General features: G+C 35.4%; 14 protein-coding genes. 1 reads left to right on the top strand and 13 read right to left on the bottom strand.

Annotation, left to right across the window (positions count from 1 at the left end):
* Positions 1–2 precede the first annotated feature (2 nt).
* The 8 genes from RT99_RS15945 to RT99_RS15910 all read right to left on the bottom strand — a co-directional run bounded on the left by RT99_RS15945 (position 3) and on the right by RT99_RS15910 (position 17336).
* Positions 3–2336, bottom strand: a complete 2334-nt coding sequence (locus RT99_RS15945) for a DUF5703 domain-containing protein (protein WP_042565757.1) — start codon at positions 2334–2336, stop codon at positions 3–5.
* 123 nt (positions 2337–2459) lie between these two features.
* On the bottom strand, positions 2460–3893 hold the full coding sequence (locus RT99_RS15940; protein ID WP_242607219.1) for a sialate O-acetylesterase: 1434 nt from the start codon (positions 3891–3893) through the stop codon (positions 2460–2462).
* Between the two features lie 84 nt (positions 3894–3977).
* On the bottom strand, positions 3978–7355 hold the full coding sequence (locus RT99_RS15935; protein ID WP_242607218.1) for a glycosyl hydrolase: 3378 nt from the start codon (positions 7353–7355) through the stop codon (positions 3978–3980).
* Between the two features lie 227 nt (positions 7356–7582).
* The gene (locus RT99_RS15930; protein ID WP_042565755.1) at positions 7583–10864 is read right to left on the bottom strand and encodes a glycoside hydrolase family 2 TIM barrel-domain containing protein; all 3282 of its coding nucleotides are present in this window, start codon (positions 10862–10864) and stop codon (positions 7583–7585) included.
* Positions 10864–11991, bottom strand: a complete 1128-nt coding sequence (locus tag RT99_RS15925; protein WP_042565754.1) for a glycosylase — start codon at positions 11989–11991, stop codon at positions 10864–10866. Before RT99_RS15925 ends, RT99_RS15930 begins: the two co-directional genes overlap by 1 nt.
* Before the next feature lie 153 nt (positions 11992–12144).
* A complete protein-coding gene (locus tag RT99_RS15920) occupies positions 12145–13824 on the bottom strand; it encodes a hypothetical protein (RefSeq protein ID WP_042565753.1) in 1680 nt (559 codons plus the stop codon).
* Positions 13825–13992: 168 nt separating this feature from the next.
* A complete protein-coding gene (locus RT99_RS15915) occupies positions 13993–16179 on the bottom strand; it encodes a family 78 glycoside hydrolase catalytic domain (RefSeq protein WP_042565752.1) in 2187 nt (728 codons plus the stop codon).
* A gap of 338 nt (positions 16180–16517) precedes the next feature.
* On the bottom strand, positions 16518–17336 hold the full coding sequence (locus RT99_RS15910) for a helix-turn-helix domain-containing protein (RefSeq protein WP_042565751.1): 819 nt from the start codon (positions 17334–17336) through the stop codon (positions 16518–16520).
* Between the two features lie 99 nt (positions 17337–17435).
* On the opposite strand from RT99_RS15910, the gene RT99_RS15905 reads away from it, so the two are divergent.
* Positions 17436–18650, top strand: a complete 1215-nt coding sequence (locus tag RT99_RS15905; protein WP_042565750.1) for an MFS transporter — start codon at positions 17436–17438, stop codon at positions 18648–18650.
* A gap of 117 nt (positions 18651–18767) precedes the next feature.
* On the opposite strand, the gene RT99_RS15900 is transcribed toward RT99_RS15905, so the two are convergent.
* The 5 genes from RT99_RS15900 to RT99_RS15880 all read right to left on the bottom strand — a co-directional run bounded on the left by RT99_RS15900 (position 18768) and on the right by RT99_RS15880 (position 25159).
* Positions 18768–19358 carry a helix-turn-helix domain-containing protein gene (locus RT99_RS15900; RefSeq protein WP_242607217.1) on the bottom strand — a complete coding sequence of 197 codons (591 nt, stop codon included), beginning with the start codon at positions 19356–19358 and terminating at the stop codon, positions 18768–18770.
* A complete protein-coding gene (locus tag RT99_RS15895) occupies positions 19328–19669 on the bottom strand; it encodes a type II toxin-antitoxin system HigB family toxin (protein WP_042565749.1) in 342 nt (113 codons plus the stop codon). The genes RT99_RS15900 and RT99_RS15895 overlap by 31 nt, the downstream gene beginning before the upstream one ends.
* A 199-nt stretch (positions 19670–19868) precedes the next feature.
* A complete protein-coding gene (locus RT99_RS15890) occupies positions 19869–21449 on the bottom strand; it encodes a sodium:solute symporter (RefSeq protein WP_042565748.1) in 1581 nt (526 codons plus the stop codon).
* Complete coding sequence (locus RT99_RS15885) at positions 21446–22510, bottom strand: Gfo/Idh/MocA family protein (protein ID WP_042565747.1); 1065 nt, start codon at positions 22508–22510, stop codon at positions 21446–21448. The genes RT99_RS15890 and RT99_RS15885 overlap by 4 nt, the downstream gene beginning before the upstream one ends.
* Before the next feature lie 147 nt (positions 22511–22657).
* Positions 22658–25159, bottom strand: coding sequence for an L-rhamnose mutarotase (locus RT99_RS15880; RefSeq protein WP_042565746.1), 2502 nt, complete (start codon positions 25157–25159; stop codon positions 22658–22660).
* Positions 25160–25497 lie beyond the last annotated feature (338 nt).

Below are 25497 nucleotides of genomic sequence, written 5' to 3'. Positions count from 1 at the left end.
AGTTAGTTTAATTTTTTCTTTTCTTCTATCGAAATCCCTAAGAGATTTATAATATCTTTTTCTCTTTCTTTCGGGCTTACATTTATAATTTTTGTGTTTCCGTTTTGAAGTTCAACTTCAATAATTGTATTTTGAGTTGCATGTAATTTAAAATGAACATTCCAGTCTTTGGGCCATGCCGGAAAAAGATAAATTTTCCCATTCGCTTCCTGCAAAAGCATTTCCTGCATGCCAATCATTCCCGCACCTCCCCAATTATGATCCGGAACCCAGTCAAAACCCGGACCCCAAAAAGCCGGAAATCTTCTCTCGGAATCACTCATTTTTAAGAGATTATATTTTGCGGCTTCTTCGGTTAAACCTAATCTTGCGGCAAAAATATTATCCTGTTTCCAGCCAATATGACTTCTGAATTTTACGGCATCTGAATCGTATTTCCAAGTATTCAAAGCGGTTTCTAAATCTGGTTTTCCTATGCCGTAAATTCCCCAAGGATAAACGGGATATAATTGCGGTACTTCAAAATTATTAATTCTTTCCCACGATTTTGCCGGAACCAAAACTTTATGATTTTCAATTGTTGCAAAATTCAAAGGCGGAATTCTGGTTTGAAAACCTTTTAAATAATCCATTTCTTCTTTAGATAATTGTTTGGAGGAAAGGTTTAAAAGCTTTTCAGTAATAACCTGCAAAGCGGCAATTGTGCTGTTTGAATTATTCGCCATTTTATACGTTTCGGCTCCAGAACCGGGAAATAAAATCAGTTTTCCATTTCCGTCCAATGCTTTTCTACCTCTTTGTTTGGCCAGATATTGATAATGTTCATCAAAAAAACGAAGGCAGCTTATGATAAATGAATTGTACTTTTGAATATCTTCTTTTGCAAATTCTTTTTGCTGTAACATCATTTGGCAGAATTCAAAAACCGTGTCCCATTCATATTCCAGCCACGCATTATATTCCATTCCCGGATCGTAATCTGCAGGACGTTTCCATTCGTATTCGGCAGGATTTGGTAATCCAAAATTCTCCAATTGTTCTGTAAATGCTGCTCCGCCGTGTTTCCAATACACCTGAGAACGCAATTCGGCATTTTTTTGCAAGCTCAAATAATAATTCAATTGCGATTTCATCATATCAAAATCACCGCTTTTTAACATCGGAAAATAAACCAGCCTTTGATTTTGAGCCGTCATCGTTCCTCCGCCCCAATTTCTGAAATCAGGCGTAAAATTTAAATCAGGATTCGTAAAAACGGGATCAACCGTAAATAATCCGCCATTGAATTTTGTTGGATATTTCCCATAAGCGTTGCAACCCAACATATAGCGAAACAATTGATAATTTTTTCCAATTTGATAAACCGAATCTTTTTCAGCACTATTATTTTTTTGAGTATAAATAAAACTGCGATCCCAGAAATTATTCCACCAATTGATCGTGTTTTTTTCTCCTTTCTTAGAGTTGATTTTATAGTCCGAGATTTGATTTTTCAAACCGTTTTCCCAAGAAGATTTTTCTGCAGATTGATTGGTATATAAATAAATTTGGAGTTCTTGTTTCTTCGAAGGTTTTATACTCGAAAGTGAATATCCTTTAAAATCAGTATCTTGATATTTTCCCGAATAAGTTCCGTCAGACTTCAAATTAGTTCCCGTCATGAATCCTCCAAAAGTTAGATTCGCCAAAGGATTCATCATTTGCTCTTTTACCGATTCCATTTTTTGTTGTTTTACAGCAACATCAAAAACGGTTTGTTCCCTATTTCTGTGATAAAATTTGACACCATTATTTTCAAATGAAACGGAATCTTTAAATGTGAAAATTTCGCCCTGCGGTGCCCATTTATATGAATTAGCGTTATTTGCTTTTCCTTTTGAAGGACGATTGAAATGACGCCAGCTTTCATAAGAAGCCGTCATTTTCAGTGGCGTTTTACTTTCTAAATCCAGATGAATTACAGGCTTAAAAACATCAACCCAAAGTTTGATTTTAGTATTATTTTGAGCAACTAAAACATAACCGTCTTTCAAAACCAATTCCTGACGAAAACCTTCATTATCCTTAAACGGATTTGGCGTTAAACTCACTTTTACCCGACCTAATTTTAGTAGTGTATTATGTTCATCAAAAGTTCCGCTTCGGGAAAAATAAAAATACAAATCGCCTTTTTCTACCCAAACATTCATGCCAATATCGCCGCCGCCTAAAGGCATTGATTCAGAGGAATTATGGCTTTGTGTATTCCAGACTTGATTGTAATTTTCAAGCACAGGAATTTGCGCTTTCGCGAAAAGTGTAATGAAGAAAAAGAATATGTAAATTGTGTTTTTCATTTTTTACGTTTTCCTGCAAGGTTTCTAAAACCTTGTAGGTATTTATTTTAGATTCTGGTATTTCCAATCAGACATCTACAAGGTTTTGTCCCAAAGCTTCGGGATTGCAGGAGCTCGCAGAAATTACCATTCATCTGTCCTAAAAGACGAAACCGGCAAACCTCCGCCACTAAACAATTCAGCTTTTGCAAAATCTTTCCATAAATATCTCACTGCAACTGGTTTCAAAACTTTATCCGAAGTCAAAACCACCGATTTTCTTCTGACAATAGTTTTTGCAGGATAAAAAACCTTGTCTTCTCCTGCCAATTCAAAACCTAAAACTTCTTTATCATAAGAGGTAATTCCGTTCGAAACATCATCAAAAGAAACCGTAACCGAACCGTCTTTTATTTCCATCGATTTGTATTTCGGACTCTCAAATTCGAAACCTTCAATTCCGTAAGTTTTCGCCAAAGCCTGAAAAGCCAATCGGTTTCCGCCTTTTTCTTTATCCATCGGGTGAATGTTATTTTCTTCGCCAACATCCATCAAAACTGCCATTCCCGAATTCGGAATTTCTTTTGAAGCTTTCAATTGTGCTTCTCTCAAATAAGCCGAATTGTATTTTTCTACATAATCTTTTGGATGAAATTGCGTATAATTAAAAGGCGCAATCTGAGCGTAATAAAACGGAAAATCGCCTTGTTTCCATAACGCTCTCCAACTGCTTACCATTTTTTTCATCAGCTCTTTGTATTCAGAAGCTCGTTCGTAATTTGATTCGCCCTGATACCAAATACAGCCTTTGATTCCGTAACCAATTACAGGCGAAAGCATTCCGTTAAATAAAGTCGTCGGAACACGATTTGGATCTTTTGCCAATTCTTCTTTTGTGGTTGGAATTTTAGCGCTTGCAAAATCTTTCAGCATTTCCTGATTCATCCACGCTTCCATACTTGAACCTCCGTACGAAACATGAATTAATCCCACCGGAACATCTAAAACTTCCTGTAAAAGCGAACCAAAATACCAGGCCGTCGCGCTAAAATTTGAAGTTGATTTTGGAGAAGCCACTTCCCATTTTCCTTCAAAATCTTGCAAAGGTTCTAAAACTGTCGCACGCGGAATCGTAATTAATCGGATATTTTTATTGGTTGATCTTACTATGATTTCATTGCCATTTTTCACGGGCTGACCCTGAAAACCTTTCAAAGGCATTTCCATATTCGATTGTCCTGAACACAACCAAACTTCACCGATTAATACATTTTTTACAATAACTTTTTCTGTTCCCTCCGTAACTTCAATTGTAAAAGGTCCTCCGGCAACTGGCGTTTGTAATTCAACTTTCCATTTTCCTGAATTATCAGCTTTTGCTTTATAGATTTTAGAATTCCATGAAGTTTTGATCGAAATATTTCCATTCTTTTCTGCCCAGCCCCACATTGGTGTATTCGATTTTTGCTGCAAGATCATATTGTCGGTAAATAATGCCGGCAATTTGATTTTTGCATTGATTTGGAAACTTCCTAAAAACAATGTTATTATTACAAGAGTGCTTTTAATATTCTTCATTTCAATCTTTTTTTTTCGCCACGAATTCACGAATTTTTAAATACTTTATCCACAATCATTCGTGAATTCGTGGCTATTTTTCTTTTATTTTTTTTCTTTTACAATCGTAACCGGCCCCAATAATCCGGCTTTTAATAATATTCCTTCCTGCAATCTAAAAGGCGCTGTTGTCCAGGTTAAGCTTTCTTCTTTTGGTAATTTTTCATCGCCAATTAATCGGTTTGCCCAGGTATTTGTCACTTTAATTTCTATCATGTTTTTTCCTTTTTTTAAAGCTTCAGAAATATCTGTTTTATATGGAAACGTCCAGATTGTTCCGCAGTCTTTTCCGTTTATGGTTATCTCAGCAATATTGGCAATTGTTCCTAAATCAAGCCAGAATTTCTCGCTGGTTTTCCCTTTCCAGATGAACTCTTTTTTATAAACAGATGTTCCAGAATAATATTTAATTTGATCATTTGTTGAGGTACTCCAGTCAAAAAGTTTATTCGTTTTCACTACTTCTTTTGGTCCGTGAAATTCAGGATCAAATTGCAAATCCCAATTTTCATCTAAAGTTTGAACAGTTTCTAAATCGGCATAATTTTGCTTTTTATTCGAAAATATTTCTTTTGTATTTTCTTTAAAAATGACAAAACAAGATTCATTTGCATCTAATACAATTGGAATACTAGTTCTTCCTTTTTCAATTTTCCAATCAGACAAAACAGTTGTTTTATCCGTTACAGGATTATACAATTCCGGGATTTTTCCTCCTACTCTAAATGAAGCTTCAAAATCTCTTTTCTCACCTTTTTGATTCGAAAGAAAATAAATTTCTTCTTCATTAGATTTTCTGTGTGTCCACGCAATAGTTTCCGAATCGGCTCTGTTCAATTTCGGAAAATAAACATCTTGTTCGATTCCAATTGAAGCAAAATCATTTCCTAAATACGGAAGTTTAATAATGGTTCCTTTTCCTATTTTCCATGTTGATGAATTCGAGTTATTCGTCCATATTTCGTCAATCACATTCTGCCATTTTTTATGATCTGCTTCTGATTGCATTCCTGGTTGTAAATCTGGTTTTTCATCCACAAAAATTGTTGCACCCTCTTTTACTAACTGCAATATTTTTTCGGCTGCAGCCAAAGAAATCATTTTATTCGGCGCCATTTTATGACTTCCCGGAAACAATAAAGCTCCGTATTCGATTCCGCCGCCAAAAGAAACTTTTCCATTTACAACTTTGGCATTATTGATTAAAACATCAGCATTAAAAGAATCATATTGATAACCGTTTAACGGATTTATCCATTGTGATAAATCGGTATTATTTTTAGAATACGTAACTTCTTTGGGCATTTTTGTCGTTGGCTGACCTTCGTTTTCTAAACGTATTTTTTCGCTTTCGAGTCTTTCCTTTCCAAATACATTCGGAATAAAAGGCACTAAACGATCCGGCACAAAAGAGCGTGAAGGAAAATCTTCTCCAATAAAAACTGCTAAATCAATCACCGGTTTTCCTTTTTGTAATTGAAATTGTACTCTTTGACAATACTCAAACCACGCTTTTCCGGGTTCCCACCAGGTTTGGTCTCTTTGAAAAAAAGTTCCAATATCGTCTAAAGTCATTCCGGGTTTTCGATCTGTCCACGGATTATGAACAAAAACGTGGTAAAATAATCGGTTAATTCCCAAAGCGTAATTTCTATCGGCAAGTGTTTTTAAATTTCCGGGATGTTCGTCCCAATCCATTCTCAAAGCAGTAAAAGATTCTGCCTGAATAATATCTTTTCCATAGATATGTCCGCCAGAAATGGCGTCAATCATATCAAAAGGTTTATCGTGTGTCGGGCTTTTTAGCCAAAATTCACCTCCAGGGTAATCAACATATTTATAATGCAACAATGCATCACTCATCATTGTTGGCGCCACGTTTTCTGAACTTAATTTTACGTTGTTTTCTTTGGCAATTTGAGCTACAGTTCCGTAGAAATTATCGGCAACTAATTCGGCAATTGTTTTGCGGACATCATATAAAACTTTCTCTGAAACATCAGCACTTTCAATTGGAATTCCGGCCATAACAGGTAGATAATCAACCAAATTATAACCGCGTCTTTTTCGAAATTCGTCTCGAAAAACCGAAGACCAGTTTTGGCTTCCACATTCCCAACTATCAAAGTGTAAAATTTCTAAAGTTTTTGCAGCCAAATCAGGTCCGATAGTACGAACCATTTCGCCAAACCAATGATCGAGTTGAAAACGAATTAATTCTGGATTAAATTTATCGACTTCCAAACCTTTTCCGGCTCCGCCCGTTGCATTTTCATGTCCGGTCGAAGTATGTCCCATTCGGATAATTTTCCATTTCCCTTTTGGTGCATTCCAGTTTAAATTTCCGTTAGCATCAACTAAATTTGAAATATTAATGATCTCCGATTTTTTGAATGCATCAGAATTCGGAATTTGCTTTGCAGAAGTTTCCGGACTTAAACGCCAAACCGCTCCTGATTTTCCTTCGTAATTATCGATCAACGCCTGATTCAAAAGTGTAATTTTACTGACTTTCAAATTCTGTTTCCATTTCGCAAAATCCAAATCTTCGGCGCCGGGTTCTGTTCCCACAGGATCGTAAACAAATCTGAAATATTTTGCTGTAACGGGTGCAATAGTATGTGTGTGTGCGAAATCCATATCCTGCCAACCGTGACGCGGGGCAACCATTCTTTCGTGAAATTTAAAATTAACGCCGTCGTCGCTTACTTCAACGATTAAACGCTGCGCCTGAAAATCTCTTCCTTTGGTTTCAATCACGATGGATTTGCAAGTAAACGGTTTTTCAAATTCATATTGAATCCAGCCTTTTTCTGCAAATTTAAAATTCTCGTCTTTTTTAGGATCTGCCAAAAATGAAGCGTCTGTATTATTTGAAGTAGTAACTTTTGGTAATTGAATTTGCGAATTGGTTTGAAATTCTTTTACGGGAATTGCAAAAGTCGCAATGTCTTTATAATAATCTTTGTAATGTTCTGGAACTGGTAATTTTGTATTAATCGATTTCCCTCCTTCAATTTCTGTTATTGACCAAACTACTTTTTGCATTGACATTTCGGGAGTAATCCATGGGCCGCCTGCAACGGCAAAACCATCAGCTCCGTGAAAAGCCATTTTTAGTCCTAACCTATTTGCTTCTTTAAAAGCCCAATTTATCATATCCCAAAATTCCGGTGTCAATTGCAAAACTGGCGGATCGATTAATGGCGGATTTGCCGGACCTTTAATCGTCATTAAATAAGCACCTGCAATTCCAGCCTGTTTCATAGCTTCTAAATCTGCTGTAATTCCCACTTTAGAATACGCAGATTTCATCCAATACCAATATACCCAAGGCTTTGAGGATTCGATTGTGGGTTGAAACTCTGTTGTTTCTTTTTTATGAATTTCTTGTGCGGAAAGGATTCCCACAAAAAGTAACATTAAAAAGAGGTGTTTTTTTTGAAACATTTTATTGTTTTTTCTATTCGTTACGTTTAAACCCGACAGGTTTTAAAAACGTGTCGGGTTTAATTTGTCATTATAAAACATAGCCAATGGTTTCAACCATTGAGACGTAACGTGATTTCACAATACGTTTCCCGAGGTTAAAACCTCGGGCTATGTTTGACATTAAATCTCTACTCTTTATTTATCTACGAAGACCTAAACTAATATTTAAACTTTTTCAAGCTTTCTTCTAATCCATTTTTTGTTGCTGAAAAAGGAACCAGATAGAAACTATATTGATAATCTCCAGATTTAATTTGATATTTTTCTAAAGGCTGCGCAACCGATGTCCAACTGTCATTTCCTCCCACTCCCATTTGAATCAAATCGATATTTACAGTTAAAAATCCTGGATCTTTTAAGTCGAAAGTATGTTTGGCAGCGCTTAAATTTTCCTGTGTGTAAGGCCACGCGCTCATGCTTAAAACTTTTGCATCATCTACTACCAATAAACCTTTGTTTTTTTGTGGTGTTGTAAAAGCCATCCATCTTACTTCGGTTCTGTTGGCGTTTTCCTGAGGTTTTACATAATGCTCCAGAAAATCATTAATTGGCAGAGAATATTTCCCTACGAACGAACCAAAACTTCTGTCGATATAATTTTCTAATTCGCCTTTTCCATACCATGAAATTTGGTCAAACTTTCTCTGAACACCCATTTGCATTCCGATTTTTGGAATGTTTGGTAATTTGTTTGTGGCTTTCAAACTATAGTCGACTTTAATAATTCCGTTTTTGTTGATGTTATAAATTACCTGAACTTGCGCACTGTCTTTTATAACTTCATAATCACTTGTAATTATAGTTCCGGCAATTGTTGTTTCCATTTTGGTTTTTACCAATTTTGGTTTTGCCTGGTACCACGGTTTCAAAACCTTATGCGATTTCCATCCTCTTTTGTCGTTATCCGTAAGTGGTCTCACAAAATTAGGAAGCAATGGAGCAAAAACTTGTTCTTCGCCATTAAAAACATAGGAATTCAATGCACCATTTGCTTTGTTTATATTAATGTCAAACGTTTTTCCTTTGATTTTAAAATCTGAATCTGTTTCTGAAGTTTTTACCTCAACATTATCTTTTGTAAAATCTAAAACTGCTTCTGATTTTTTTAGCCGAAACTGATCTTCCGCGACAGCGTAACCTTTAGAAGCCCACAATTCATCTTTTGAAAGTTGAAATTCGATATTCAGAAAATATTCAGCATCCTTTTTCAATTTTGGCAAATACTGTTTTACATCTAAAACGGTAGATTGTCCGGCTTCTAAATTGAAAGGTTTTAGAATTTGAGTTTTGATAACATTTCCGTTTTCGAGAATTTTTAAAACCGGAACGTAGTCTGCTAAAGATTTTACGGCCTGACGATTTTTTATTTCTAATTGAAAATTGTCTTTTAAGGTACTTGTCGCTGGCTGATAGATCCATTTATTTTCATAAATCGAACCTTTTGGTTTTCCATTTGAATCAACAATTCCTTTTGTATTAAAATTTCCGTCGTGATATTTTTCACCAAAATCTCCTCCGTGAGCAAAAAATTCCTGACCAGTTGCAGGATCTTTTTTTACCAATCCCTGATCTTTAAATTCCCAAATACAACCGCCAATAACTCTTGGAAGCGAACGGAATTCATCCCATAATTCTTTGAGATTTCCAACCGAATTTCCCATAGCATGAGAATATTCGACAAAAATAATTGGTCGCGTGTCTTTCTTTTGATCTACTAAAAACTTCGGTGTAAAAACGCCCGGATAAAAACGACTTACCATATCTACATACGGTTCGTCTTGTGGATTTTCAAATCGATACGCGTGATCGATTGTTTTTGGATATCTCGGATCAAGCGGGTCAATATAACCTTCTAATCTCGGATTTCCCTGCGCTGGTTCGTAATGTACCGGACGCGTGATATCAAAATCATGAACCCAACCCGACATTGCCGCATGGTTTGGTCCTTTTCCACCTTCATTTCCTAAACTCCAGAAAACTACCGAAGGATGATTTTTATCTCTTTCGACCATTCGGGTCATGCGTTCTAAATAGGCATTTGTCCATTTTGGATCGTTGCTTAATTTTCCGCCAATTCCGTGTGTTTCCTGATTCGCTTCGTCCATCACCATGATTCCGTATTGATCGCATAAATCATAAAAATAAGGATCGTTTGGATAATGGCTTGTTCTGATAAAATTGAAATTGAATTTTTTAATCGTCGTAATATCTTGTTTGATATCGTCTCTATTCACTGCTTTTCCTTTTATCGGATGTTGATCGTGACGGTTTACACCATACACATACGTTTCTTTTCCGTTGATGAGCATTTTTCCGTTTTCCTTAGAAAATTCGATAGATCGAAAACCAACTTTACAGCTTTTTGCTTCTGTAATATTTCCGTTGGCGTCTTTTATAGACATTACCAAAGTGTACAAGTTTGGCTCTTCTGAACTCCATTTTTTGGGATTTGCGATATTTTCTTTAAACATTCCAAAACGTACATTATCCAGACGAGGATAACTTTCGTTGATCATATCGATAACCGGTTTTTGAAGCGGTTCTTTAAATAATGCCACATTATTAGCATCATATAATTGTACCTGAAAAGTATAATCTTTGATTTTTTCGCCTGTTAAATTTTCAACTTTTGGACGTAATTGAAAAGAAGCGTCTTTGTATTCTTTGTCTAATTTGGTTTGATAAAAGAAATCCTGAATACGTAACTTTGGTTCGGCCATGATAAAAACTTCACGCTGGATTCCGCTCACGCGCCAGTGATCCTGATCTTCAAGATACGAACCGTCTGTCCAGCGAATTACCTGAACCGAAACAACATTTTCGCCTTCTTTTAAATAAGGCGTAATATCAAATTCTGACGGAAGAAAACTGTCTTCACCATAACCCAAAAACTCTCCGTTTAACCAAACCTGAAACCCTGAACTTACAGCACCAAAATGCAAAGTTACCGTCATGTCTTTCCAATTTTCGGGAACGGTAAATGTGCGTTGATACGAACCAACTCCGTTATAATCTTTAGGAATAAAAGGTGGATTTATGGGTCTAAAAGGATAAACGGCACTTTTGTAAATCGGGATATCGTAGCCTTTTAATTCCCAATTCGATGGCACTTCGATTTTATCCCAACCAGCAACTCTTCCTTTATAAAAATCTTTTGAAGCTTCTTTTAGATTCGATGCATATTTAAAATCCCAATCACCGGTAAGCATTTTTAGTCGGCTTTTTGTTCTGTCTCCTTTTAGTGCGTCTTCAATATTTGCATACGAATACGCAGTTGCTCTTGATGGTTGTCTGTTGATACTTGTTACGGTTGGATCTTCCCACGGAGCAAATTCGTGTTTTTTAGGTATTTCCGGAATTCCCGCAGGTTCGCCGGTTACGGATTGTGCTTGGGCAATTATTCCAAACAGGATAAAAAATAGTACTTTAAAATTATTCATTATTTCTTCTCTTTTTTCTCTGGCGGTGCCACAAAATTCATTTCACTTTTTCCTAAATCTTTAGACGTCGCAATGGCAATTCCTCTTTGCTCTGCTTTATTTACCGCGCAATAAAAGTGATAAACTACTCCATTATATTTTACTACAAATGATTTGTGCGCAAACATATTGTCATAAGTTTCAGACGATTTAATTAAATCCTCACCTTTCCAGTCGGTCCAGTTTACTAAATCGTTCGAAACGGCAAAACGGTTAAATGCACCTTGATTCCAACCCGTCCAAAAAGCTCCAAAATAGAACATTACCCAAGTATCATTAATGCGCTGAATATAGGCATCTCCTGAGATTCCTTTATGATGATTGATTAAAGGTTTATCGCCATAACGTTCCCAATTTTTCATATCGTTTGACACAGCCATAGCAATACGCTCTGCACCTTTAGCAGGATTTATACTATCACCTCGCGCATTGTAATACATGATAAAATTGTGTCCTGTAACTTTGTCCTCATCGCGAATAACACTGTTTTTATACATCGTACTATTATCCCACCATCTGGCGTCTTTATCTTTTGGAGTTAAAACCGGATTTTCTAATCTTTGAAATTCATGTGGTTTTGTAGGTGCTTCTTTTGTATACGCCATTCCGATTGACAAAACTCCGGCTTCGTAACCTTTACTGTCTCCACCAAAATAACTCATCCAATATTTGTCATCGTATTTTTCCCATTCGTAGCTTCCGCCCCAGGTTGGATCTTGCAATGAAATATATCCTGCTTTTTGGTTAACATCCCAATGTTTTTCGTTTTCTGAAAAAGACATTACTTTTCCTAAATGTTTCCAATGCAATAAATCATCACTTTCTGCCAGCCAGGTTTCGTAACCTCTTCCATCGTAAATTAAATATGTCATAAACCATTTACCGTCTTTTCTAAATACACTTGGGCAATCCATTTTATATGAGTTGTCTGTCGGAACCATCACCAAACCGTATTTATAAGGCGTTTTGATTTCGTTGTAAATCTCCTGCATTACGGTTTCGTTGATTTCTCTTTTCTTGTATTTTGTCGTTGCACAACTAGTTATGAAAAGTGTTGTAATGGCGATGATTAGATACTTAATTTTCATTCTTTATGTAATTTATGGCACGCGGATGACACGGATTTAGGCCGATTTTCACGGGTTTTATTTTTTGTTTCACGCAGATTTAAAAAGATTTTGGCAGATTTTTAAATTAAACTATCTGTGTAAATCCGTTTAATCCGTACAATCTGTGGGCTATTATTTCAACTCTTTCAATCGAGATTCCATTACTTCTTTGTTTAGTTTTACTTTTACCATTCCCATTGGGTGAAATCTCTTTTTTAGATCTATCGCGGCGTAAACAATTGTATAAACGTCATTTCCTTCGGGGATTAAACAAAGCGGTGTTCTCATAATATCCCACCATTTATCAACTTTTGTTTCTATGGGAAGATATCTTGCTTCTGACCAGTTTTTTCCATCTTTGGATAATGAATACGCCATCATATTCGGTAAATGATGTCCCCAACCGTCTGGGCCTCCATCAAAAACGGCGATATATAAACCGTTTGGCAACTGACTCACAATTGGATTTTCTACAAAAAAAGGATGCATTGATTTTATAGGATTGCTTCCGTCTTTTATTCTTGACCACGGACCTTCTAAACTTTTTGATTCGGCCAAAGCCACAAACCAGCCTTTTCCGGTTTTCTTCGGATAATCGGCCCAAGAATTAAAAGGGTATGCTCCGCTATAAAATCCAAAATATTTATCGCCTACTTTGTATGGAAAAAAAGAAGCTACGCCTTGACGGCCTTCCCACGGTTCAGAATCTAAGCCTGGTTCCATGATGATTCCCATATCTTTGTATGGACCGCCAATTCCGTCAATTCCATCTACGGTTGATTCGCAACGCCAGATTCTTCCGAAAGAGTGATTCGGTTCTATGGTTTTACTAACTGTGTAAGCTAAATAATAGCCGTACCATTTGTTTGCCTTTTCGTTAAAAACCGGCATATACGACCAAATTGCGGCACGGCGATCATTCATTGGGTTATCGTCTTCGGTTATGGCGTAAGTTCCGCTTGCCTGGTAAATCGTTGATTCTCTTTTCCAGTGAATGGCGTCTTTACTTGTCCAGTGACCAATTCGGGTTTTTACACGATCGTAATAATAATCTACTCCTATTTCTCCGGCTCTTTCTGTTGGAAACATGTGATACGTATCGCCAACTTTTACTACACGCCCGCCTTCAAAACCTCCCTGAATTCCTTCTGTTCCAGACATTCCTTCATCTACAACAGCTTTGTTTTCTCCGCCTATAATTTCGAAAAGTGGTTTTTCATCTGAAAATCCTTCAACTATAAAAGTTGGATTCCAAAGTTTCCCGTCTGGAAGTTCAGCATTTCTAAAGCTTAATTTTTGAGTATCTTTTATAACGCCTAATATTGCAAATAATCCATTTCCGGGATTTATTGTTTGTTTTCCTTTTGGGAATGAAAGCGCATATACATTCACCGAAGGTAATCCTGTAATGGTTAATCCGTTTTTTAAAACCAATTTTGCATTTTCAAGTTTATTTGACTGAAGATATTCTGGATTATTTTCCTGAAAAATACCAACTATAACCTTAACCGGTTCTTTAAACCTTAACTGCAAAGGAGTATTTGTACCGCTTTTATATTTTTCAAAAGGAAGTTGAATCCCTTGTAAACCCTGTAAATCTGGTGCTAAACGAACAATATTATTTTTGCTTCCTGAAAAAACATGAGCGTATTGTGTTGTTTTGAAAGTTTTATAATTTGATTTTACAATTTCAAAAGAAGATGGTGTCCAGCTTGAATTTTGTGCCAAAACTGAAAATTGAAAGCATACTGAAAACATCAGTAGAAAAACTGTTTTTACTTTTAAATTGTATTTTGTATTTTTTGAAAACATTGTTTTTGTATTTTTAATTGACTCCGCAATTCCTCCAATCTTGTCATTGCGAGGAAGGAGGAATCGCAATAGAAATTCCGCAGCTATAATCGACAATCTTTGTGGTAACGAGTGCGATTTCTCGTTTCCTCGAAATGACAAACTGGGTCGATAATTTAAACGTAAAACTTAAATTGCCTTATAACTCACTTTATATTCCACATTCGGCTGAACAATCAATTGATATTTATTTTTAGCCAATGTTGTAATTGTTCCTGAATTTGTCTTTGGTTTGCCTGAACTTTCAAAAATCAATTTCCCTTCGCCTTCCGCTGCTTTTACTTTGATTTCTTTGGTACTGCAATATAATGCTACTTCTCCGTTTGGAGTTGGTACTTTCCCTTCCATCCATTGTAAACCTCCTAAATTGGGTTTGATTTCATATTCGGCATAACCTGGAGCAGTTGGTTTTACGCCTAAATAATATTTTCCTAGTAGATAAATCGGACTAGAACCCCAAGCATGGCAAAGACTTTTCCCGTAAGGGCGTCCGTACATCGCTAAATGTTCTGTTCCTTTTTTATTTGGATTGTATTCTTCCCAGAAAGAAGTTGCGCCTTCTTTTAACATTCCGCCCCAATAATCTTTCATTTCTTTTAGAACATAATTTTGTTCGCCCATAGCACACAATGCTTCCAACTCGTAAAAACGCATGTAGGGTGTTGTGATTTTAAGAACATTATCATTGAGCAACACCTTCTTTTTTATGCTTTGTTTTTGTTCTTCATCAAAATAATTGAAAAATATACCGAACATATTAGCGTATCTGGTTACAATATTTTGCATTTTACCATCTATACGTTGATGCTTCATAACGTTTTCCTTCTTATCCCAAAACACATCAAATAATTTTGTTTTTAAATCATCAGCTAATTTTTGATATTGTTTTTGGTCTTCATTTTCGCCTGCAATTTTAGCGCTGACTACCATGGCTTCTAAACTTCTCGCTAAAAGCATTTGCTCAAAACTAACCTCTCCTTTTTTTGGTAATCCGTCTGCCCAATCAATAAAAACCCAATCGCCTTCTAATGGTTCCAGGAATCCGTTTGTGTTTCTTCTTTTTAAGCAGAATTCCATAAGCGATTTCATTCGTGGATAAAAAGTCTTGATGAATTTAGTATCGCCAGTGTGTAAATAGTAATCGTAAACACCCACAAACCAATACAGTGAATAATCCATTATGATATTTATATGAGCCGTCACAGGTTCTTTACCACGCAGTGCCAATAGCGTTCGTTCTACCGAAGCCGAATCAAAGAATAAATAATAATTCATTAAATAACTTTGATAAGCGTCGCCAGACCAAACCCAGCGGTCGCGTTTAATCCCGTCTATAAAAAATTCTCGAGTTGTTAAATGCATCGTGTAAGCCGACACATCCCAAATTTTATTTAATTCTTGGTCCGAAGATTTGAATGCGCCACGATAGTCTAATGGCAAATATTCATAAAGCATCGAAATAGAATCATATTTTACCGTTGCATCTGCTTGTACCTGAATATAACGGAATGCTTTCGAGCCATCGTGTGTGTAGGTTTCAGGGTGATTTCCATCAAAAGATAAATGGTCTAGTGTTTCACATTTGGCAGAATCCAGTGCTTCTTCACGAGATTCACCATAATAAAGAGCTACTTTACCTTTTCCTTTTAAACCGTGAATTTTAATATAACCAAAAGTTTCTTTACCAAAATCTACCAACTCACCAGCTCCAATTTTTTCTGTTTTTTTTGCGCTTAAAGGTTTGGTTGTTAGTTTAAATCCGGAAGGTTTATTTTCTGGTGAATTAAAATTCCAGGAACCAACAGGCATCCATGGTGTACCTGATTGTTGTGCTTTTCCAGTTTCGTCAATCCAAAGTTTATCTTCATTGGTCACTTTCCAGGATGCATCAGATTTAACATATTTACCATCAATATAAATAGCCGGCAGCACTTCCTGATTGTATACTTTAAATGAAATTTTGTGTTTCCCGGCAGGAATTTTTAATGATTTTGGCTGCCCGTAAACCTGAACGCCATCTAAAAGCAATTGAAAAGATCCTTCCGTATAGATTTTTACCTCGTCTGGCTGTGGAATCTCTACTTCTGTTTGAAAAGTTACCAGAGCATAAGGACTGTAATATTGCCAAAGCGGTGGAAATACTGCTTCGCGTTCTGTACGTCTTACCTGCATTTTATTGCTTAACAAAACTTCAAAATCACCTGGATACCAGATCCATGTCGCTTCTTTTGTTTTTTCCTGAGCGAATAGGAAAGAAGAAAAAAATAACGCACTAAAGACAAGTAAAATCTTAAAAATTGAAAAGCGGTTTAACATAGATAGTTTATTTGGGAGCTAAAGATAAGTGTTCTTTATACATTTGACAACCTGTACTATCCTGCTATTTCATAATAAATAGCGCTTTTTGATAATTTTTTAAGGGAAAAATTACGTCTTATCACTTTTTTAGTATCAAAAAAAATGATGTTAGAATTTTATGAACGCTGATGAAACGGATTTACTTCGTAAAGACGCTGATTTACACAGATTATAATTATATCAACACAGCAAACTTTGTCAAAGTTATTAAGAGAACCAAAAGAAAAAATCCGCTTCAATCTGCGTCTTCGCGATAGCGAATCCGTTTTATCCGCGTTCTGATTTAGGATTATGATCTAAGCCGATAATTTATCAGAATCATTTTGATCTTCTAAAATATAATTAGAAGGTGTTTTCCCCAAATGTTTTTTAAACATATAAATAAAAGCACTTGTAGTTTCGTAACCTAAATTGAAAGCGATTTCTTTTATGGATTGTTTTTCGCCCAAACGTTTTATGGCTTCTAATAATTTTAATCGGGTACGCCAGTCGCTAAAGTTCATTCCCAATTCTTTAATAAATAATCGGGATAAAGTTCTGGTGCTCATAAACGAAATTTCGGCATAATAATCAATCGTGTTTTTACTTGCTACATCGTTCAGTAAAAGCTCGACTACTTTTTGCAATCTTTCATGATTTGTTGTTGGTAAAAAAGTGGCACTTGGTTCAATTAAAGCTAATTCATCCAGAAAAACATCGCCGATTCTTTTTTGTGAAGGGGTAAGATTTCCATTCGTTCCAAAAGAAATAATTTTAAAAATCAACTGTTTTAAAAACATCGGAATATCAAAGGAAAAACTATTAATTGGTAATCCTTTCATTGCCGACGGATCGATAAAAACGCTGTAATAATTAACGTCTTTCTGAAAAGTAACCTGATGTTCTACATCGGTCGGCAGCCACAAGCCTTGCAACGGATTCACAACCCAGATATTATTGCCTACTACAACATTCATTACACCACGTGTGGCATAAATAAGCTGGCCTCTGGGATGTGAGTGCGAGATACATATTTCATTGGTTACCATTTCACTATAGCCAATAACTGGCCTTGAAGAATCAATTTGGTATCCGTAATCCTGCGCTAATCGATATGTCCGAATTTGGTTATTCATTGTCCAAATATAGCAATTCTGACATAAATATTCTTTTGACCTTTGTAAAAAATAATACAGCTGTTGTTTTTAACTTATTTAAAAATCAAAAAATAACTCATGGACACTATTAAAGCAAATCCTGATATACTTAAAAAAACTACTTATTCGATCTTATTTATCATTAGTTTTTCTCACTTAATTAATGATCTTTTACAGGCTGTCGTTCCTTCTATTTATCCGCTTTTAAAGGAAAATTTCAATTTAAGTTTTTCTCAAATCGGAATTATCACTTTTACTTATCAAATTGTAGCCTCAATTTTACAGCCTTTTGTGGGAATGTATACTGATAAAAATTCAAAACCTTTTTCTTTAATAATCGGAATGTGTTTTACAATGGTTGGACTTTTTCTGGTTTCGATTGCTACAAACTTTACTTATTTGTTAATGTCTGTTAGTTTAATTGGTATTGGATCTTCGATTTTTCATCCGGAATCTTCGAGAGTTGCACATTTGGCTTCGGGCGGAAAAAAAGGATTGGCGCAGTCTATTTTTCAATTGGGCGGAAATGCGGGAAGTGCTATCGGACCTTTGTTGGCGGCATTTATCGTAATTCCTCATGGACAATCTTACGTGGCTTGGTTTTGTATTATCGCTATTATCGGAATTTTTGCCTTGTATAAAATTGCACTTTGGTACAGTGAACATTTGTCATTAAGAAATGCTAATAAATCATCTCATCAAATCGAAACGCATCATTTATCGAAAAGAACTGTAACTACTTCACTGATCATTTTATTGGTTTTGATTTTCTCTAAATACTTCTATATGAGCAGTATTACAAGTTATTATACTTTCTTTCTTATTGATAAATTCCACATTAGCATTCAACAATCGCAGGTTTATTTATTTTTATTTTCGGGTGCTGTTGCTGCAGGAACTTTAATTGGCGGACCAATTGGTGATAGATTTGGAAGAAAATATGTAATCTGGGTTTCTATTCTTGGGGTTGCTCCTTTTACAATGTTATTGCCTTATGTATCTTTATTTTGGGTTGGAACTTTATCTGTAATCATTGGGTTAATTCTTTCTTCGGCATTCTCTGCCATTCTAGTTTATGCCACGGAATTAATGCCTGGAAAAGTTGGGCTTGTTGCTGGTCTTTTCTTCGGATTTGCTTTTGGAATGGGTGGTTTAGGTTCTGCCATTTTAGGAAGAATCGCCGATGCAACTAGTATTGAATATGTTTTTAAGATTTGTGCATTTCTTCCTTTAATTGGAGTAATTACTGGATTTTTGCCTAATTTGGAGAAGAGGAAGGCTGTTGAGAAATAATTGTAAACACATAGAAACATAGTATCTGGATTGTCTGAAAAAGGCATTTCATTTAAATAAAAAACACATAGCGTTCTGTTGAAATGCTATGTGTTTTTTTAGTTCTATAGAATTTAATTAATATAAAACCAAGTCCTCACTTGTTAATTTTATTTTTGGCTTACCTAATTTCATCACAGCTTCTTTTACCTTAATTTGATCCTCTTTAGAAAGAAAAACAGGTATTAAAATTGCTATTTCAATTTTTAATAATCGATTAATAATAATTAGATCTTTTAAAGTGAATGGTTTAATTCCATTCATTAGTTCAGACATATGAGTCTTACTTTTATGACCTAAAATTGAGGCTAAGTTTTCCTGAGTTAATTCAAGTTCCTTGAGCTTTTTTCTTATTGCTTGTTTTCTGTTTTCCAGAAATATTCTTTCTAATTCAGCAATACGTTCAGCCTTATCACTTTCTAAAAGTTTATTCTCATCAATTTTGTCTACATCATTCCATTCAGAATTTTCATATTTTTCAATTATATCACGTAGTTTCGTTCTTAAATTTTTAAAATGAAGATTTTCTTTAGAAAGAAGTCTTAATTTTCCATCAGAAATAAGAGCCCTTTCATAATCTAATTCATTAGTGATTATACCCTTTTCTACTATTTTTTCTATGTCAAAATGTGTTTTCATTATTCTATGTAACCATTTTTTCTTAACCATTTTTCAATGGTTAATTTATTATTTTTAAATGTTGCTTCATATTCCTGATGAGTGCCAGCCCACAATATTGTAGCTTCTCCATCATCATCAAATTCAATCAATATAAGCGTTCTATGAATATTGATATCAAAAAAATAAAATCCATCGCTATGAACACAGTCTGCATCATTTCTAATATCATTGATATTTTCTTCGCCAGGATTAAATTTTTCTAAATCATTGATTAATTTATCAATTTCAGCACATAACTTTCTATTGCCAATGTTTTTCTTTTGAATTTTTAAAATTGTCTTTTTCCCAATAATTCTCATAATAATGACTTTGCAAATATAAATAAAGTTCTGATATAAACCGAACTTATTATTAACTGTTCTTAATCGAACAAGTAATTCATTTGTCAAATTTATAAAAATTAACCTACAAATATAATGTTCATATTTTTTATCGATTAAAAAAACGCTTCCTTAAAAAAGAAAGCGTTCCTATCATTATTTTTATTTAGCAAAATTTCTAATTCCCATTAAAAATCAAATACAAAGCCAAAATCGTCAATCCCAATAAACCAAACAACAATTTGACTTTCTTACTAGTTTTAGGAATATCAGTTTCATCTGAAAAATTAATCTCAGGATTTTTATCTGCTAATGAAATAACAAGTGCCGACACTAATAATGTCGCAAAAATGTAAAATGAGATTAATAAAAAGTGTGGCCAAAACGGATATTTATCAGCAGGAAAAATCCATAAATATAAAACCCCAACAAATAAACTAAAAGCTGATCCCCAAGAAAGTGTTGCATTTACAGCTTTTTTAGTAATACGCTTCCAAAAAATACTCAGCAGAAAAACCACAGATAATGAAGGCGCTAAAAATCCTAAAACAGCCTGAAAAATATTAAATAAATTTTGTCCTTTTATATTATCAATCGCAACGGCAATCAAAATGGCGAACAAACATCCGGCTGCAATTGTGATGCGTCCAATCTTAATTTGTTCCTTGATAGTCGCCGTCGGATTTATTTTCTTCACATAAATATCATTGGTAAAAACTGTACTTAAGGCATTTAATGACGAACCAATTGTTCCTACCAAAACTGCGATCATAACACAAATAACCAAACCATTCATTCCACTTGGGAATAAATTAGTCACCATTGTCATATACGCGAGATCAGAATTTTTGCCTAATTCAGGATATAAAACATAACACAGAATTCCCGGTAAAATAAACAAAGGCAACGCCAATACTTTTAGCCAGCCAATGAAATTTACGCCCAATTGTCCGTGCTCTAAATTCTTGGCTCCCAAAACACTCTGCACCATCGATTGATCGGTACAGAAAAAAGCAACCGCCGCAACCGGGTATCCCAACAAAATAGCCGGCCACGGATAGTGCGCATCGTTTGCAGGCTGTACTAAATTCCAGAAATTAGGAGGCGTTTTGGCAATTAAGGCGCTAATACCTCCCACTTTTTGCAATCCTAAATAGGATAATGTCAATGAAACGACAATTAATAAAATCATCTGAAAAACATTCACTTTTGCAATAGCTTTTAATCCTCCTGCGAAGGTGAAAATTCCCGAAAAAATCACTAAAACGGTAACACTTTGCCACATCGGAATTCCGAGAATCTGACGTACCAAAATACCCCCGCTAAATAATCCTAACGATAACCAACTTACCAAGATTTTCACTAAAGCATACCAGGCCAAAATATTTTGTGTGCTGTCGCCGTAACGTTTTCCCATATATTCTGGCATGGTACTCACTTTGCTCGCAATATAACGCGGTGCAAAAACCATCGCCAAAAGCAGTAAAAAAACAAAAGCATACCACTCAAAATTTCCTGCTACAATTCCGGTTGCATAACCAATACTTGCAAAAGCCAATAAGGAGGACGGACCAACATTGGTGCCCCACATATTAAACCCAATGCTGTACCATTTTAGCGAATTCCCGGCCAGAAAAAGTGTTTCATTTTTCTTGCTTTGTTTCACACTTACTACGTAACCAATAATTAATAAGGCTACTAAATAAACGGCAACAATGATAAAATCTAAGGTTGTTAACTTATCGTAAATACTGTTCATAGCTCATACTCTTTTAAAACATCAGCTATTTTAACTGGCATTCCGGTTTGTAACGATTTGTCCATCGCCTGTAATAAAGCTACGGTACCAATACCTTCTTTCATGTCCGGATAGGCAGTGAAATTTTGTTCGATACTGTCTACGAAATATTCCAGATAATTTTGATATTCTCCTGCGTGATGACTTTGCCCTTCAAAACGGAAATAATGTTTTAAGGTGGCATCACCCCACGTTATTATTTTTTCTTCTCCATCTTTTGTTGTAACGGCGTAACGCAATTCATGATAATCGGCCTGGCTTGCGCCTTCTGTCGCTCTAAGAATCGTACTCATTCCGCTGTCTCTTTGTGCAGGTTGTGTTGGTGATGTATATACTCCGCTAACTCGGGCAATTCTTCCGTCGGTTGCTTTGAAAATAAAATGCATCGTATCTTCATTTTTTAATCCAGCGACACTTCCGTTACTGCTGATCATTCCGTACCCCATTACTTCCTCAATGTTTGGCAAATACCATCTGATAAAATCTACAGGATGACTTAAACCTCCGTAAAGCCATTTGAAAGATTGCAATAATGACCATTCTTTTTCTAAAAACCATCTGTGGTCTGCGTGATATTGCGCTTCGATTGTAATTAAATCGCCAATTAAACCTGCTTCAAAATCATTTCTTTGTCTTTTTGCGGGCTCAAAAAATCTTGAACTCTGACCAATGAATACTTTCTTTCCCGTTTTCTCGCTCAAGGCTAATAACTCTTTTGCATCTGCCAAATTATCGATAAAAGGTTTGGTACAAACGACATGTTTTCCGTGAAGCAAAGCTTGCTTCACATGATCGGCATGAAGATGGTCCGGTGTGTAAATCGCAATGATATCGATTGCATCATCATTCAATAAATCATCGTAATTTGTTGTGTATGAATGAAAATCAAATTCTTTTGCTCTTTGTTTACACAAGTCTTCGTTTCGATCACATACTTTTACGAGCTCCAATTTCGAGCTTTTTAAAGCTGCCGACATTGTGCTGCGACCTTCTCCAAGTCCAAGAATGGCAATTTTCAACATTTTTGTTATTGGTTTAAATTATTTTCCGCCACGAATTCACGAATTTATTTTCCTACAATTCTTCTTTTAATATTCCTATAATACAATTCGAATTAATAAAATCATTAGCTCAACGATTAGTAAAATTCGTGAATTCGTGGCCTTTTATTAGCTTACTTTATTTAAGAAAATCCAGGTTTCATCTGGTTTTGCGCCTTCGATTCCGGTTTGGTATTTTTTCATTAAGGCGTTCCAATCGTCTACACGGGGATTATTTTCTGTTGTTTTCGGATTCAGTTTATCCAGATTTTCTCCTTTCGGAATACTGATGACCAACATTAATTGTCTATCGTTTTTGAAAACCTGCAATTGCTGAAAATCGGCATTACAGAAACCTTTTGCGATTTCAGGCCATTTTTCAAATTGTGTGGTATGATAATCTACATACTCTTTTTGCAGTTTTTCGTCCTGAACCAAATTGGCAGTTAAAACAATATTTTCCCATTCTGATGCCGGTTTTGAATCTTTGCATCTTTCAAAATTCTGGAAATCGTAAATTGGGTTTTCGTAAATTTTTATTTGTGCCGATGGATAAGCGAGAGCCAATTTCTTTTTCGTTCTTTCAGGCTGATTCATTTTTCCGTAAATCACCAAATGATTTTTCCATTGGTACAATGATTCACCAACAATTCTGAAACCTTTTATAGTTGATTTTACTTTTTCGATATCAAAATCAGAACCTATCATTTCGATTGCAACGGCTTTTGGTAATTCCTGTAAGCCCCATTTTTCATCAATAGCAACTTCTTTTGTTAAATTGATGTAAGGTGCTCTGATTCCAGCAGCCTCTTTAATTTTTGTGCTTACGTACGGATTATTATTCTCCCAGATATTGCCTTCCGGACCGTTGTTGTTTTTTAGGATTTTTTCCGTTGCAATCCAATTATTTTTGATTGTAAAACCCTGACTTCCTTCATCTGTATACAAATACAACCATAAAAACGGATCGTGTGCGTATGGACTATTGTATACTTTATCAATATAATTTTCTTCTATTCGACTGTTTGGCTGTGACGAAAGTGTGTAAATTCCGGAAACATCATGCAAATGTTTGGCATAATGATGAATTTTATTTCCGATGATTTTATTGTTTTCCATGACATTTTTGGTATGCGTCCAACCCCAGCCCATTGAAATTCCACTATAAGCAACATCCGAAATTTCGTTGTGTTCAATAGTTAGATTTTTTACAAAACCGGCTGCAATTCCTAAACATCCCCAATCTTCATTGGCAACATTTGTGATCAGATTATCTGCAATTAATTCATCAGAACAAATTTCTCTTTCATCTTTAATAACTAAAGGCAAATGCGCTTCGAAACCTTCTTCTGAGAAAACGCCTACGTTTATAGCGTTTCCGCCAATATCTTTGAATAAATTTCCTTTGATGGTATTGTGATTGGTACCTTTATTCAAATCTAATCCGGTTGAAGATAAATGTTCAAAACGACACGATTCGAATTGATTGTTATGTGCATAATTTACTTCAACAGCTGCTCTTGGTCTTCCAACCCAACCCTGATTTTCTAAATTTGCCTGATTTGGAGTTCCGGGAATTTTTAATTTATAAGCATCCAACAAATACATTCCGGCCTGCAACGGAACATGACCTTGGTGTGAAGGACGAAGCCAGTTGCTGTATTGAAATGAAATTCCTTTAAAATTAAAATGATGAACCCGAGAATCGATAGTTCCTTTGATTTCGACTAAATTCTCTAAAACGGGAACGGTAACTTTTGCAGAAGTTAAATCTTCTCCTTCTCTTGGGATATAATAGATTTTGGCATTTTTTTTATCCAAATACCATTCTCCGGCTTCATTCAACATGGAGATTCCATTGTTTAAAAAGAAGGCAGAATTTCCGTTGTTTTTTGAAATCCACGGCGCTGGCCATGGATGTTCACTTTGAATTCGGCTTTCCGGCTGTTCAAATGAAAGTCTCGCGCTATCTTTTTGAACTTCGATATTTTTGATACGAAGATTGGCAGTCGACCACCATTGAATGATAAACATTTCCATTCCGGGTTCGTACTTTATGGATTTATCTTTGAATGGAATCCAACAAGTTTCTGTTGCGGCATCCCAGGAAAGAATTCTGTCCATTTGATTTCCGGAGGTACTTTTGGCTCTAACGGCTTTTTTTCCGTTTACCCAAAGTTGTCTGTAATTGATAATTTCGCCTGCTTTTTGAGGTGCATCGGCTACCCAGATATTTGCTTTTTTTACTCCGTTTATAGTGGCACCTTTTTTCCAGTTTTTAATTTCAAATCCACCGCTGATTATAGGTCTTGCATTTGCATCGGCTTCAATTGTGGTTGGACTTTCTGGAGTTCCGGAATCTTCGGGTCTTATAAACAAGGATTCATTTAAATAATATGTTCCGTTTTGTACTATAATATGAATACCGTCTTTTATGGAAGGATCTTTTAGGCGACGCAATTCTCTGGCTTTTCTCATTGCCATATGCACGGTTGCCAAAGGATTTGCTTTGGTACCATCATTTGTATCTTTTCCGGTTGTTGAAACCCAAATCTCAGCAGCCGAAACTGAAGAAACAGAAAATGTCATTAAAAAAGCTAGAAATACTTTATGTAGGATCGTTAAACGCATTTTATCTTTTTGATTTTTATAATGCTTAAAAATAATTCAAACTATAAATTTTATGAATCAAAAACTTATAATCTCGACAATTTTAACATTTTTACCATTAATTGGCACCAATTTAAAGTAAGGCTAAAACATAAGTGTCCTGTACCTTCCTGCAAATTGTTAAAATAAGTGTGTTTTTTACACATTATACATTTTTACCGCAAAGAACGGAAAGATTTTTATCCAAGAATGCTTTTGAAAAGCACAAAGTTCGCAAAGCTAAATCAATACAAGCTTTGCGAACTTTCCTTTGTCATGAAAGCTAAGAGTAAAAAAAACTTTGCGCTATTTGCGGTAAA

The sequence above is a fragment of the Flavobacterium sp. MEB061 genome, from assembly GCF_000834715.1.
Lineage (GTDB): Bacteria > Bacteroidota > Bacteroidia > Flavobacteriales > Flavobacteriaceae > Flavobacterium > Flavobacterium pectinovorum.
The sequence above is the reverse complement of the archived record's forward strand: the minus strand, read 5'-3'. Positions and strand labels throughout refer to the sequence as shown.

Excerpts from the sequence above, each read along its gene's own strand:
- RT99_RS15905 (WP_042565750.1), top strand. The coding sequence starts at position 17,436 with ATGGACACTATTAAAGCAAATCCTGATATACTTAAAAAAACTACTTAT.
- RT99_RS15940 (WP_242607219.1), bottom strand. The coding sequence starts at position 3,893 with ATGAAGAATATTAAAAGCACTCTTGTAATAATAACATTGTTTTTAGGA.
- RT99_RS15920 (WP_042565753.1), bottom strand. The coding sequence starts at position 13,824 with ATGTTTTCAAAAAATACAAAATACAATTTAAAAGTAAAAACAGTTTTT.
- RT99_RS15900 (WP_242607217.1), bottom strand. The coding sequence starts at position 19,358 with ATGGTTAAGAAAAAATGGTTACATAGAATAATGAAAACACATTTTGAC.
- RT99_RS15885 (WP_042565747.1), bottom strand. The coding sequence starts at position 22,510 with ATGTTGAAAATTGCCATTCTTGGACTTGGAGAAGGTCGCAGCACAATG.
- RT99_RS15945 (WP_042565757.1), bottom strand. The coding sequence starts at position 2,336 with ATGAAAAACACAATTTACATATTCTTTTTCTTCATTACACTTTTCGCG.
- RT99_RS15895 (WP_042565749.1), bottom strand. The coding sequence starts at position 19,669 with ATGAGAATTATTGGGAAAAAGACAATTTTAAAAATTCAAAAGAAAAAC.
- RT99_RS15915 (WP_042565752.1), bottom strand. The coding sequence starts at position 16,179 with ATGTTAAACCGCTTTTCAATTTTTAAGATTTTACTTGTCTTTAGTGCG.
- RT99_RS15890 (WP_042565748.1), bottom strand. The coding sequence starts at position 21,449 with ATGAACAGTATTTACGATAAGTTAACAACCTTAGATTTTATCATTGTT.
- RT99_RS15930 (WP_042565755.1), bottom strand. The coding sequence starts at position 10,864 with ATGAATAATTTTAAAGTACTATTTTTTATCCTGTTTGGAATAATTGCC.
- RT99_RS15880 (WP_042565746.1), bottom strand. The coding sequence starts at position 25,159 with ATGCGTTTAACGATCCTACATAAAGTATTTCTAGCTTTTTTAATGACA.
- RT99_RS15935 (WP_242607218.1), bottom strand. The coding sequence starts at position 7,355 with ATGTTACTTTTTGTGGGAATCCTTTCCGCACAAGAAATTCATAAAAAA.
- RT99_RS15910 (WP_042565751.1), bottom strand. The coding sequence starts at position 17,336 with ATGAATAACCAAATTCGGACATATCGATTAGCGCAGGATTACGGATAC.
- RT99_RS15925 (WP_042565754.1), bottom strand. The coding sequence starts at position 11,991 with ATGAAAATTAAGTATCTAATCATCGCCATTACAACACTTTTCATAACT.